This window comes from Halococcoides cellulosivorans, assembly GCF_003058365.1.
GTDB classification, from domain to species: Archaea; Halobacteriota; Halobacteria; order Halobacteriales; family Haloarculaceae; genus Halococcoides; species Halococcoides cellulosivorans.
This window is the reverse complement of record NZ_CP028858.1, coordinates 1,520,936-1,533,671: the sequence shown is the minus strand read 5'-3', so window position 1 is coordinate 1,533,671 and position 12,736 is coordinate 1,520,936. Positions and strand designations below refer to the sequence as shown.

13 protein-coding genes are annotated in these 12,736 nt (G+C 67.1%); 9 read left to right on the top strand and 4 right to left on the bottom strand.

What is annotated here, in order from left to right:
* Positions 1-5: 5 nt before the first annotated feature.
* Complete coding sequence (locus tag HARCEL1_RS07560; protein WP_108381961.1) at positions 6-827, bottom strand: hypothetical protein; 822 nt, start codon at positions 825-827, stop codon at positions 6-8.
* 86 nt (positions 828-913) lie between these two features.
* Here HARCEL1_RS07560 and HARCEL1_RS07555 point away from each other — a divergent pair, with 86 nt between their 5' ends.
* The 5 genes from HARCEL1_RS07555 (at position 914) to HARCEL1_RS07535 (ending at position 5,297) form a co-directional block, all read left to right on the top strand.
* Positions 914-1,825, top strand: a complete 912-nt coding sequence (locus tag HARCEL1_RS07555; protein WP_108381958.1) for a 1,4-dihydroxy-2-naphthoyl-CoA synthase — start codon at positions 914-916, stop codon at positions 1,823-1,825.
* Positions 1,826-1,885: 60 nt separating this feature from the next.
* Positions 1,886-2,203, top strand: coding sequence for a ribbon-helix-helix protein, CopG family (locus HARCEL1_RS07550; RefSeq protein WP_108381956.1), 318 nt, complete (start codon positions 1,886-1,888; stop codon positions 2,201-2,203).
* Positions 2,200-2,691 carry a hypothetical protein gene (locus HARCEL1_RS07545; protein WP_108381954.1) on the top strand — a complete coding sequence of 164 codons (492 nt, stop codon included), beginning with the start codon at positions 2,200-2,202 and terminating at the stop codon, positions 2,689-2,691. The genes HARCEL1_RS07550 and HARCEL1_RS07545 overlap by 4 nt, the downstream gene beginning before the upstream one ends.
* A gap of 130 nt (positions 2,692-2,821) precedes the next feature.
* Entirely contained in the window at positions 2,822-4,555 is a 1,734-nt protein-coding gene (locus HARCEL1_RS07540; protein WP_108381951.1) for a MutS-related protein, read from the top strand.
* Positions 4,556-4,598: 43 nt separating this feature from the next.
* Positions 4,599-5,297: an SDR family NAD(P)-dependent oxidoreductase gene (locus tag HARCEL1_RS07535; protein WP_108381949.1), complete on the top strand. Its 699-nt coding sequence runs from the start codon at positions 4,599-4,601 to the stop codon at positions 5,295-5,297.
* A 45-nt stretch (positions 5,298-5,342) separates the two neighbouring features.
* On the opposite strand, the gene HARCEL1_RS07530 is transcribed toward HARCEL1_RS07535, so the two are convergent.
* Genes HARCEL1_RS07530 through HARCEL1_RS07520 form a run of 3 tightly spaced genes read right to left on the bottom strand, consistent with a single transcriptional unit; the run spans position 5,343 to position 8,113 of the window.
* Complete coding sequence (locus HARCEL1_RS07530) at positions 5,343-5,969, bottom strand: PH domain-containing protein (protein ID WP_108381947.1); 627 nt, start codon at positions 5,967-5,969, stop codon at positions 5,343-5,345.
* Entirely contained in the window at positions 5,962-6,609 is a 648-nt protein-coding gene (locus HARCEL1_RS07525; protein ID WP_108381945.1) for a PH domain-containing protein, read from the bottom strand. Before HARCEL1_RS07525 ends, HARCEL1_RS07530 begins: the two co-directional genes overlap by 8 nt.
* Positions 6,610-6,664: 55 nt before the next feature.
* Positions 6,665-8,113, bottom strand: coding sequence for a replication factor C large subunit (locus tag HARCEL1_RS07520; RefSeq protein WP_108381943.1), 1,449 nt, complete (start codon positions 8,111-8,113; stop codon positions 6,665-6,667).
* A gap of 294 nt (positions 8,114-8,407) precedes the next feature.
* Here HARCEL1_RS07520 and HARCEL1_RS07515 point away from each other — a divergent pair, with 294 nt between their 5' ends.
* The 4 genes from HARCEL1_RS07515 to HARCEL1_RS07500 all read left to right on the top strand — a co-directional run bounded on the left by HARCEL1_RS07515 (position 8,408) and on the right by HARCEL1_RS07500 (position 12,734).
* A complete protein-coding gene (locus HARCEL1_RS07515) occupies positions 8,408-9,280 on the top strand; it encodes a complex I NDUFA9 subunit family protein (RefSeq protein ID WP_108381941.1) in 873 nt (290 codons plus the stop codon).
* A gap of 82 nt (positions 9,281-9,362) precedes the next feature.
* On the top strand, positions 9,363-10,673 hold the full coding sequence (locus HARCEL1_RS07510; protein WP_108381939.1) for a glycosyltransferase family 87 protein: 1,311 nt from the start codon (positions 9,363-9,365) through the stop codon (positions 10,671-10,673).
* Between the two features lie 164 nt (positions 10,674-10,837).
* A complete protein-coding gene (locus tag HARCEL1_RS07505; protein WP_108381937.1) occupies positions 10,838-12,013 on the top strand; it encodes a tubulin/FtsZ family protein in 1,176 nt (391 codons plus the stop codon).
* Positions 11,991-12,734 (top strand): hypothetical protein, encoded by a 744-nt coding sequence (locus tag HARCEL1_RS07500; RefSeq protein WP_108381935.1) that lies wholly within the window; start codon positions 11,991-11,993, stop codon positions 12,732-12,734. The genes HARCEL1_RS07505 and HARCEL1_RS07500 overlap by 23 nt, the downstream gene beginning before the upstream one ends.
* Positions 12,735-12,736 lie beyond the last annotated feature (2 nt).

Sequence of the window (12,736 nt, the reverse complement as noted above, 5' to 3'; positions counted from 1 at the left end):
GACGGTCAGGCCCCGGACGTGTGTTCTGCAGACCGAATCTGGAGGTACGCTTCGGTCGCGATCGTCAGCCAGAGCACCGAGAACACCGCCGCGAGGAGGCCGTACACGATCTGGGACAGCCAGGCACCGAGCGGGACGACGCCGACCACGAAATAGGCGATCCGGGTCACCACGAAGACGATCACGGCGAGCGCGAACACGCGGAGCGCGTTCTCCCAGACGACGCCCACACTATCCGCGATCGCACGGAACGCGTTGACCTCTTCGAGTGCGACGATCTGGGGGACGAACGAAAAGAGCACGGCGAAGATCACAGCGGGGACGATCGCGAAAGGGATCGCACCGAACACGAGCACCATCGTGATCAGTCCCGCGAGGACGCCGTGGAAGAGCACGAAATGCAACCGTGAGACGGTCGATTTGCCGAACCTATCGCCAGCGACCCGCCGCACCACGACCAGATAGACGAGTTCGGCCAGCAGTGCGATCACCAGAAAGCCGACGATCCCGGCGAGGACTGCGACTGGCCCTGGGAGCGCGCCGATGCCCAGCGGGAAGATGCCGTCCAGGCCCTCCTGGAGGATCGATATGTCGGCGGGGCCCATCGATTCGGGGACCTCCCCGCTCGATGCGGCTTCCTCGTAGATCCGATCGAGTGAGACTCCGACGATTCCGAGAATCGTCTGGAAGATGCCTTGGAGTGTGGTTTGAACGGTGATACTGGAGAGGACGTTGAACACGGCGAAGGCGACGACGGCGATCGGGACGGCCGGTCTGGTGAAGTCTTCGAGGCCGTCTCGAATCGCGTCGGTAATCGAGAGTGTCATCGGTCGCGGATTTCCCCGATCGGAAGTTAATCCTGCCGGTTCGTCACGCGGCGAGCGCTTTTGGTCTCGGGGCTCTGTCCCCGCGTATGGTCTCAGCACTGTTCGATCCCGACCACTGGGAGCCGATCGATCTCGACCTGGACGATCTGACCTACCACCGCGGGACCGACGTGAGTGCGGTTCGAATCGCGTTCGACCGCCCCGACGTGCGCAACGCCTTCCGGCCGGAGACCGTCGACGAGTTGCTCCGCGCGCTCGAACACGCCAAGCGACAGTCCGACGTGGGCACGGTCCTCCTGACCGGGAACGGGCCCGCCGACGACGGCGGGTGGGCGTTTTCGGCCGGCGGCGACCAGTCGGTCCGCTCCGATGCGGGCTACGGGTACGACGAGTCAGCGAACCAGCCTGAGCAGGGCGACGATTCGGCCGGCGAATCCGGCGACGGCGGGCGCGTTCACATCCTGGAAGTCCAGCGCCTGATTCGACACATGCCCAAACCCGTCGTCGCCGTCGTCCCGGGGTGGGCCGTCGGCGGTGGCCACTCGCTGCACGTCGTCTGCGATCTCACCATCGCCTCCCGCGAGCACGCGAAATTCAAACAGACCGACCCCGACGTGGCCTCGTTCGACGCCGGCTTCGGATCGGCGTATCTCGCCAAACAGGTCGGGCAGAAACGCGCCCGCGAGATTTTCTTCCTCGGGAAGACCTACGACGCCGCAGAAGCCGCCGAGATGGGCATGGTCAACGCAGTCGTCGCCCACGACGACCTCGAAGAGCGCGCGCTGGAGTGGGCGGAGACCATGGCGGGCAAGTCCCCGACCGCGATGCGCATGCTCAAGTACGCGTTCAACATGACCGACGACGGCATGATCGGCCAGCAGGTCTTCGCCGGCGAGGCCACACGGCTGGCCTACCGGACCGACGAAGCCGCAGAGGGGCGGGACGCCTTCCTCGAAGGGCGTGACCCGGACTTCTCGGACGTGCCCTGGCGGTACTGATCGGCGTCCTCAGCCAAAGGGTGAAGTGGTTGTGGGTACAACGTACGTACAGATACGACCATGGGAACGACGCGTGTCAACTTCCGGCTCCCCGACGAACTCGTCGAGAAGGCCGATCTCGCGGCGCAAGTGACTCACCGAAATCGGACGGAGGTCGTCTCCGAGGCGCTTCGTGAGTACCTCGCAGACGCCGAGCGCGACGAGCAGTTCGCCGAAGCCGTCGTGGAGCTCTTTCTCGACGACGAGATCGAGTTCGACGTGCTCGCGTCGGTCGTCGGACGACAGGACGCGGAGTCGATCCGGGCCTCGAAAGCGCTGCTCGACCGTGGTGACGACCTCGCTGCAGACCTCGCCGACCTCGGTCGGGACGAGAAATGATCGTCGCGGACACGAGTGCTCTCGTCTCCCTGGCCAGCGGCGACGTGATGGCGCTGCTCGTCGAGGAGTTCGAGGTTCACACGACAGATCTGGTGATCGCGGAACTCGAATCGACAGCCGAATACGACGACCGGTCGGGTCGAGCGGCCGAAACCGTGCTCGATTGCCGTGACGAACTGGGTGTCCACTCGGTTGCCGACTCATCGATCGACACCGCCCGGATCGACGCCGGCGAGGCCAGTTGCCTGACACTCGTGAGGGAGATCGACGCCGGAATGATCCTCACCGACGACCATCGGGCACTTCCGGAACTGCAGGCGATGGCCCCTGTCGAGGTGGTCACCTCGCCCATCGTCCTGAAAGCACTCGTCGAGCGCAACGCCCTCGACCGACAGGACGCCCTCGATCGCCTCGACACGATCGCCGCCGATCGTTCGTGGCTCGACACGCCGATCTATCGGCACGCTCGGGGCCTCTTTCGGGACTGATCGCCGACGCCGCGTCTGGTGTGGGCTCCCACGCGCGCGCGAGGCCGCCAGCTTTTGATCTGATCGTTCCACGGCCGCCTGTCCGCCCGGAATCGCCCCTGCTTTTCAGCCCCGCGACCCAGGTCCGCGTATGGATCTCGAATCGTACTGGGGGATCGGGCCGAAGACCAGCGCCCGCCTCCGCGAAGCACTCGGGGCCGATCGGGCCCGCGAGGCCATCGAAGCGGCCGACGTCGAGACGCTCACCGCGGCGGGCCTGTCGGCGGGCCGGGTGACACGCATTCTGCGCTACGCTGCGGGCGGCGCGGCGATGGACTTGCTCGCGACGCGTGACGCTCGCGAGGTGTACAAAGGATTGCTCGCCGTGATCGCCGAATACGCCGTCTCCGATCGCGCCGCGGATCGCGTGCGCGTGCTCACACCGCTGGACTCGCGGACCGCGATCGAGGACCGCCAGGCCGCCGTCGCTGACGCCCGCTCGCTGTGGGAAGGCCTCTCGGAGGCCGATCGCGACGCGGTCCTCGACGCGTTCGCCGACGGCGGACTCGACGGCGACCGCGCGACGGTCCGGACCGCCGGCGCGCTCCGCGCGATCGACCTCTCGGGCCCGGCGGTCGAGGCGCTGAATACGCTCGACGGCGCGGCCCTCGACGAGGCCGAGCGAGCGCTCGCCGCGCTCGCGGGCGATCCCAGCGACGATCGACTCGCGACCCTGCGGGAGCAGCGGGATTCGGTCGCCGATCTGGCGGCGGCGCCCCAGACGACCGTCGAGGCGATCCGCGACTCCGCTCGGGCGGGCGACGTGCGCGCGGCGTTCGTCGATCACGTGGTGAGCGAGACCGGCGTCGATCACGACCGCGTGCGATCGGCGGCCGAGGTCGAGGCGACCGACGCGCATGCGTTCGTCACGGGCGCGCTCGACGCGCTCCGGGCGGACCTGCGCGCGGCCGTCGACGAGCGACTCGCCGACCTTCGGGCCGACCACGAGGACACGCTGGCCGAGACCGAAGCGACCGTCGAACGCGCCCGGGACGCAGTCGGCGATCTGGCGCTCGATCTCTCGGTCGCTCGCTTCGCGGCGGCGTTCGATCTGACCGCGCCGACAATCACCGACGAGGCGGGCCTGGCCGTCGCGAACGCTCGAAATCTGGACCTCGCGGCGGCGGGCGCGACGGTCCAGCCGGTCACCTACGCGGTCGGTGATCACGATCTGCCCGCCGGTCGGTCCAGTTCACGTCCGCCGACGGGCGATCGCGTCGCGGTCCTGACCGGCGCGAACAGTGGTGGGAAGACGACCCTGCTCGAAACGCTGTGTCAGGTCGCCGTGCTCGCGCGCATGGGCCTGCCGGTGCCCGCCGAACACGCCACCGTCGGCCTGGTCGATCGGATCGTCTTCCACCGCCGGCACGCGAGTTTCAACGCGGGCGTCCTGGAGACGACGCTCGAAAACGTGGTCCCGCCGGTGACCGCCGAGGGTCGCACACTCCTCCTGGTCGACGAGTTCGAGGCGATCACCGAACCCGGGAGTGCGGCGGACCTGCTCAACGGCCTCGTCGATTTGACGGTCGGGCACGACGCAATGGGCGTGTTCGTCACCCACCTGGCCGACGACCTCGCGCCGCTGCCCGACGCCGCACGGATCGACGGCATCGTTGCCGAAGGGTTGACGCCGGACCTGGAACTCGCGGTCGATTACCAGCCCCGCTTCGATTCGATCGGCCAGTCCACCCCGGAGTTCATCGTCTCCCGCCTCGTCGCGAACGCGGGCGACGGCCACGAGCGCGCGGGCTACATGGCGCTCGCGGAGGCCGTCGGCAGCGACGCCGTCCAGCGGACGCTCTCGGACGCGTCCTGGTCGGAGTAGTCGAGACCGCCATCCACAAGCCACCGCCACTATTTTCCCCGGTATGGCACCCGAACTGTACGACGACCTCGCTGGACAGGTCGCACTCGTCACCGGCGCGAACCGTGGGATCGGCCGCGAGATCGCTGCCGGCCTCGTGGACCTGACGGCGACGGTCTACGGCGGCGTGCGCGACACTGACAACGATGTGCCCGAGGGCGTCACGCCCGTCGAATGCGACGTGACCGACGAGGCGACGATCGAGAGCGCGATCGCGGACATCGTCGCGGTCAACGACCGCCTCGACATCGTCGTCAACAACGCCGGCGTCGGCGGCACGGGCGACGGCGTCGTCGATCTGGAGGCCGACGCGTTCGACCACGTGCTCGACGTGAACCTCCGTGGCCCGACGCTGGTCGCCAAACACGCACTCCCACACCTGCTCGATCGACCGGGCGGCCGGATCGTCAACGTTTCCTCGGGTGTGGGGATTCTGACCGACCCGATCGAGTCGGCAATGCCGGCCTACCGGATGTCGAAAGCAGGGATCAACGCACTCACCGTCGAACTCGACCGGACCTACGGCGATCAGGGGCTGATCGCGAACTCGGTCGATCCGGGCTGGGTCGCGACCGACCTCGGTGGCGAGGAAGCCCCCCGAGAGCCCGAAAAAGGCGCGGAGACCCCGGTCTGGCTGTCGCGATTCCGGCCCGGATCGCCATCTGGGCGGTTCTGGAAGGACTGCGAACAGATCGACTTCTGAGGCGCGGGACGGCGCGAACGGTCTCGTCGTCTCGCTCCGGCCCACTCACTGTGACTGCTCGACCGCGCGTCGCCACGCGCGGACCTCGTCGAGCACGGCCTGCCACTGGGTGGTCGATCCGGGGATCCGGTCGTCCGAACGCTCACTACCCGTCGCGCTCGTGTCGATCAGCCGCTGAATCGATCGCGGGTCGTTCACGTATTTGAAGGCGAGTTCGGGGCCGACGGGGGTGGTCTCGCCCTCCATCGACGTGGTCCCGCCGCTGCCGGCGGTCTCGACGGCGATCGTGCCGTGATCGAACAGTCGCCCGGTGACACTCTGGCTCGTCTTCACGTTCTGGATCGTCTCGAAGCCGACGCTGGTGACCGTCCGGCCCAGAATACCGCGCTTGGTGTACAGCGCGCTCTCGGTGACGACGTACCCGGTGTGTTTCAGCCACAGGACCGTCCACACTGGCATCGCGATCCCGAGTCCGATCGCGCCGAGCGCGCCCAGCGTGAACGGCCAGGCCCGAGGGATCGGCCCGGGGGCGATCAGACCGACGACGCCCATCACGACGAATGCGGCCCCGATCAGGCCCGCCGGGATCGCCGCCTTCGTCCGTGGGCCACCGACGTACTGGAGTCGTTCGTCCGTCGCGGGCAGCCAGTCGGGTCGAGCGTCATCACTCATCGCTCTGGTCGGTCGGCCCCCGATCGTCTTTCGGCGCCCACGCCTCCTCGCCCGTGGGCTGCTCGCCAGCGGCGATGTCGGCTGGACGATCGCCCTGGTCGCCCCCGACCGCCGCGCGAATCGCTCGCAACTCGGTGAGGATCTCGTCGAGGACGTCCTCGGATGAGTCCTCGTCGGCGTCGTGGTCGCGGCCCTGGGCGCGCCGGATACGGGTGTTGATGCGCTCCTGGACCGATTTGGGGTCCTCGACGCCTCGGAACTGCATCTCGACGCCGCTGCCGCCTGCCGTCGAGATGTCGACCGTGCCGTATCCGATCGACGCGCCGAGTGCGCCCTGCGAAAAGGAGATGTTCTGGATCTTCTCGAAGCCGATCTTCTGGACGTCTCGCGAGAGGATGCCTTTCTTGTGATACAGGCCGTCGGTCGTCATCAGAAAGACGGTGTTCTTGCGGCCGAGATACGCGCCGACGATGATCGGGATGCCGATCAGGATGACGGCGAGGACGACCCCGATCGCGAGCGCGGGGACGATGCTCGCGACGTGGGGTTCGCCCACCCAGAGGACCTCTTCGTCCTCGTCGAGCGTGAGCCAGTCGAACGATTCGGCGTCGGTCGTGTCGACCGCGGCTGTCGTACTCATCGGTCGACGCTCCGACCGCCCGCGGCTTAAATCCGGTCGGTCGGAGCGGCGGCGATCAGGTGAAATCGCCCAGTCCGGTCTGGCTGTCGTCGGCCCCGTTTTCGTCGTTGGCGTCGGCCGACCCCTCGGCGTCGGCCGAACCGTCCGACTCGGTCGCCGTCGTCGATGCGGTCTGGGGGGCCGAGTCGGTCCCCGTGTCGGTCGATGCGACGCGCTGGGCGTCCTCGTCGGGATCGCCACGCATCGCTACGGCGTCGTCGACGATATCGCTGACCTTGTTGGTGTCTTTCCCGCTGCCGGTGACAAAGGCGACCTGGGGTTCGTCCATGTCGTAGCGGGCGGCCATCGCGACGGTCAGATCGCGATTCCGGCAGTGGTGGGTCATCGCCGCGAGGAAGGGGACGACCTCTCGGCGCGCGGTCGCCTGGCTGACGCCTTCGACGTGAGCGATCGACCGGGCGATCGCATCGCGTGTCGCGCGCGTCCCGCTGGTCCGCCCGAGTTTCGACCAGTAACTCGGTGGGCCGTACCGGGTCCACCCGCCACCGGAATCGTCGCGGGCGGCCGCCACGCCCGCGGTCATGGTGTCGCCGGCGTATCGCCAAAACGAGTAGTTCTGGGTGGCCTGGACGCGGCCGAGCCAGCGATCGGCACTCGCGAGAAAGTCGTAGGCACTCGCGAGCGCGTCGCCCTCGTACTCTTTGGGGAGGTTGTCCTCGATCCAGTTGATCAGGTCGTCGGGTGTCTCGTCGACATCGTAGGAACTCTGGAGTGCCTCTTGAGGCTCGTACTCTTTGAACAGCGACTCCATGTACGGGAAGATCCCCTCCGATCGGTCGCGATCGCTCGTGACGACGCGGTCGAGGGTGACCGCACTCGCCCCTTCGGCGGCGCTTTCGAGGTCCTTGATCGCGCCGCGCAGGTCGCCGCTGTTGGTCTCAGCGATCGTCTCGATCGCGGCCGAGTCGAACTCCAGGCCCTCCTTCCGGCAGATGTCACGCAAGACGGGTTCGATCGATCGCGCGCCGACGTCGCGGAACTCGATGTCCCGGCAGGCGTTCCGCAGGCCCTGTGACATGTCGTAGAACTCGTTGGCGATCAACACCATCGGCTGTTCCGCTTCCTTGACGAGACTCGTGATCGCGCGCGTCCCGCCGCGGTCGACGTTACCGTGGAGGTTGTCGGCCTCGTCGAGGACGACGAGTCGGCGGCCCGCCTCGCCCTCGGTGAGCGTGCCGCTGCGGGCGGCTTCGCCCGCGACGCGCTCGATCACGTCTTTCGTGCGGCTGTCCGAGGCGTTCAACTCGATGGTCGGCCAGCCCTCGTCGCTCGCCAGCGCGTGCGCGGCGGAGGTCTTGCCGACGCCGGGCGAGCCGTGAACGACGACGGCTTCGCGGTGATCGTCCCAGGTGTCGGCCCACTCTCGGAGATCGGCAACGGCCGAGTCGTTGCCCCGGATCTCGTCGAGGGTCGTGGGGCGATACCGCTCGGTCCAGTCGGCCATCACCGATCGCCTCCGGACCGAGGGGCACGCGTGCCGGGGGGTGACCACGCGTGGGCCAGGGCCTGCCCAGTCATCGATCGGTCGGAGGTGAGCCGGCCACTTAATCGCGTGGATCGCCCGCCTGCTCACCGAAGATTGGCTGGCCTGCCGACCGGCGACTGGATCGCTTGCCCACCGGCGAGTGGCTCGCTTGCCTGCTCACCGGCGACTCGGTCCCGGCCCCCGGCCCGCCGAGCGCCGAAGCCGATCGCAGTCGCCGGCAGCCTTATCTTCAGCCCGGCAGTCACCTCGGGCATGAACGTCCTCGTCGCCGGTGGCGACGGGTTCATCGGTCGCCACCTGTGTACAGTCCTCGCAGAGCGCGGGCACGACGTCGCGGCGCTGGCTCGCGACCCCGACCCGAGCGTCCTGTCCGACGGCGTCGAGACGGTCGCGGCGGACGTGACCGACCCGTCGAGTGTGGAGCCCGCTACCGAGGGGCGAGACGCAGTCGTCAACCTCGTCGCGCTCTCACCGCTGCGCACCCCACGAGGCGGCGCGACGGCCCACGAGCGCATCCACGTCGGCGGGACCGAGACGCTGCTCGCGGCGGCCGCCGCGGCCGACGTCGATCGGTTCGTCCAGATGAGTGCGCTCGGGGCCGACCCCGACGGCGCGACCGCCTACCTCCGCGCGAAAGGGCGCGCCGAGACCGCCGTCCGGGAGTCCGATCGCGATTGGGTGATCGTCCGCCCCTCGGTCGTCTTCGGCGCGGGCGGTGAGTTCCTCGCGTTCACGAAGCGGATTACGCCGCCCGGCATCGCGCCGCTGCCCGGTGGCGGCCGCATGCAGTTCCAACCGATCTGGGTCGAGGATCTGGCGCCGATTCTCGCGGACTGTGTGCTCGACGACGATCGCGCGGGCGAGACCTACGAGATCGGTGGCCCCGAGCGCCTCTCGCTCGCGGCGCTGGCGCGCCTCCTGCGGCGGACCCACGTCGTTCCGATTCCGATGGCGCTCGCGAAAATCGGCCTCTCGATCGCTGACGCGGTCCCCGGCGCTCCGATGGGCCTCGATCAGTACCGCTCCTTGCAGTCCGACAACGTGACACGGGACAACGACATCGCGGCGTTCGACCTCGAACCTGGTGAGTTGACGACTGTCGAGGCGTATCTCGACCGCCGGTGAGCCCTCGCGCGGTGGTGGCCGCTCGGTCGTCGACCGTCGGCGTTCCGTCAGATCTTTTTTCTCGATCGTTAGATATCAAATAATGGCTTCGATCCTCGGTCACCTCTGGGAATACCGGCGTGAGCGACCACTGTTCGTCGCCATCTCCGTCGTGACGATCGTAACCCTTCTCGGCTGGCTCCCGGTCGAGCATTTCCTCCAGCAGATGGAGATCGGTCTTCCCTACACGTTCAACGACTTCAGCGCCTATACGACGGCGTTGGATCGCTGGCAGTCGGGCCAGATCATGTACGTCCCTCAGGACGACGGCGGCTACTTCGGAGAGTTCCTCTATCCGCCGGTGACGGCACTGTACTTTCTGCCGTTCGCGACCACGGGGTTCACACCGGGCGCCATGCTGTTCGGGGCCACGTCGATCGTCTTCCTGTGGGTCGGGGTCGAGGCGATGGCCCGCACGCTCGGCTATCGGCTCCGGATCTGGGAGCGGTTCGCACTGTTGATCGCGATCTTCGCGTTCCAGCCGGCGATCCGAAACTTCCGGTGGGCCCAGACGGCCACGTTCGTCACCGCGTTTCTCGCCTTCGCCTTCTATTTCCAGGAGCGCGCCGAGACCGATCGGTCGCTGTACGAGGACCGCGCGGTGAGCGAGCGGACGCGAGACTGGTTCAAGTTCGCCAGCGGTGCGTTCACGACGCTTGGAAGCAGTCTCAAGCTGTTTTTCGCGACCTCTGGGGCCCATCTGCTCCGCGATCGGGAGCGCTTCGCAGGGGCGATGACGGCCGGCGTGGCCCTGGGTCTGCTGTCGCTGACTCTGTTCGGCATCGATCAGAACCTCCAGTATCTCGACGTGATCACGTGGGGGAAGGGATGGGGCGAGGGCATGCCGCCGTACGCCTGGGACGCCTCGGCGGCCTACGCTCCGATGTATCTGCTCGGTGGGTACGCCCTCCACGTCAAGATCCTGGGTATCCTCTCGGTGATCGGGCTGACGCTCGCGGCTCGCGACGCCGATGCCGTCAGCGCGCGGCACGCCACGTTCGCACTCGGCGTCGCGGCGATCCCGTTGTTGGCCCCGAAATCGGAGAGTCAGGACCTCATCGTCCTGATCGTTCCGGCGATCGTGCTGCTCGCGAACGAACTCGATCGCCCCGACGGGGTCGCCTGGATTCCCGTGCTCTCGGTGTTTTTCGTTCACATCCACCGGTACGTCGTGGAGCTGACGACCCAGCCAGACGGGGGATACCTGGGGGCGGAGACCCTCTATCAGTTCGCGCCCGTCCTCCAGCCCGCAGCGTGGGCCACCTTCATGCTCGTCGGGCTCGCCGGATACCGGGTCGCAGAACACGCCAGTCCGCCGGATCTGGCGGCGATCCGTGATCGATTGCCCGACTGAGGCGGCGGGAATTCGACGGCCACTCACGTACGGCATCCCCAGACGCTCGTCTATTCGTCGCGAGACCACCGCAGGACGGTGACCGATCCCAGTTTTCAGGTCTGAGAGGAGGGACACAAAATTTATGCGCTGAATACTTGTGTCTTGGAACGTGAGCATCTAGCATGAAACTGGCGATGATCGGCTTCGGCCAGGCCGGCGGGAAGATCGTCGACAAGTTCCTCGAATACGACGAGCGAACTGGGAGCAACATCGTCCGCTCGGCCGTCGCGGTCAACACGGCCAAAGCCGACCTGATGGGGTTAGAACGCGTTCCCGAGGAGAATCGCGTCCTCATCGGGCAGGCCCGCGTAAAGGGGCACGGCGTCGGCGCGGACAACGAACTCGGCGCGGAGATCGCTGAGGAGGACATCGACGAGATCCAGGGCGCGGTCGACAACATTCCGGTCCACGAGGTCGACGCGTTCATGATCGTCGCCGGTCTCGGCGGCGGGACGGGATCGGGTGGGTCGCCCGTGCTGGCGAAACACCTCAAGCGGATCTACACCGAACCCGTCTACGGACTCGGCGTGCTCCCGGGCAGCGACGAAGGTGGGATCTACACTCTCAACGCCGCCCGATCGTTCCAGACGTTCGTCCGTGAGGTCGACAACCTCCTCGTGTTCGACAACGACGCCTGGCGCAAGACTGGCGAGTCCGTCGAATCGGGCTACGAACAGATCAACGACGAGATCGTGACACGCTTCGGCATCCTGTTCGGTGCGGGCGAGGTGGAATCTCACGGTGAAGTCGCAGAGAGCGTCGTCGACAGCAGTGAGATCATCAACACCCTCGCGAGCGGTGGCGTCTCGACGGTCGGCTACGCCGCCGAGGAAGTCGAGGCTCAGAGTTCCAACGGCCTGCTCTCGAAGATCACCGGCGAGGGCGAGGACAGCATGGATTCGGCGAACACGACGAATCGCATCACGTCGCTCGTCCGGAAGGCCGCGCTCGGTCGGTTGACGCTGCCCTGTGAGATCACCGGGGCCGAGCGTGCGCTGCTCGTCCTCTCTGGCCCACCCAGGCACCTCAATCGGAAGGGGATCGAGCGCGGGCGCAAATGGCTCGAAGAGCAGACCGGATCGATGGAGGTCCGCGGTGGCGACTACCCCGTCTCGGACTCGGGATTCGTCGCGTCGGTCATCCTGCTGAGCGGCGTTCACAACGTTCCGCGGATCAAGGAACTCCAGCAGGTGGCGATCGAGGCCCAGGACAACATCGACGAGATCCGGGCCGAAAGCGAAGAGCACTTGGAACAACTGGTGGAAGACGACGATGATGAACTCGATCCGTTGTTCTGAAGGGCTCGCCCTGCTGGCGGTCGTGATCGTCGCGCTGTCCGCGGTCGGAACCGCCGCGGCGGTCACCATCGAAGAGTCACAGGGCCCCGACGAGGCCGAAGTCGGGACTGAAGTCACGATCGAATACGAGATCACGGAGCTGTACTCCGATTCGACCAGCTGGACGCTCAACGGGACGACCGAACTCGAAAACGTCACCGGCTGGGACATCGAGATGGTCAAACCCAGCGGCGAGAGTGACACCTCGTTCGTCGAGGGGAGTCAGTCCTTCGAGGCCGAGATCGCGGGCGATCAGAACTACGAGCGCGTGATCGTCTCGATCACCGGGACCGTTCCCGCGGTCGAGGAGTACAGCTACGATCCGGCCCAGACGTTCACCGCGATCGAGTTGACCTCGGTCACCGGCCAGAACGAGAACGAACTGTACGCCGACGAGATCCACCACTACACCGCCGAGAGTTCGGATGCGCGCGACGCGATCGACGCTGCCGCCGATGCCGGCGCCGCTGGCAGCGACTTCCAGGGTGCGGTCTCGTCGTTCGAGAACGCGAACTTCGAGAACGCCCAGAGCCTGGCGGACAGCGCACGGAGCGGGGCCCAACAGGGCCAGATGATGCGCAACGTCGCGATCGGGGTCGTCGCGCTCCTCGTGATCTTCGCACTCGTGGGCGGCATCTACTACTGGCGCTCCCAGCAAGACGACTACGACCGTCTCGGCTAGCG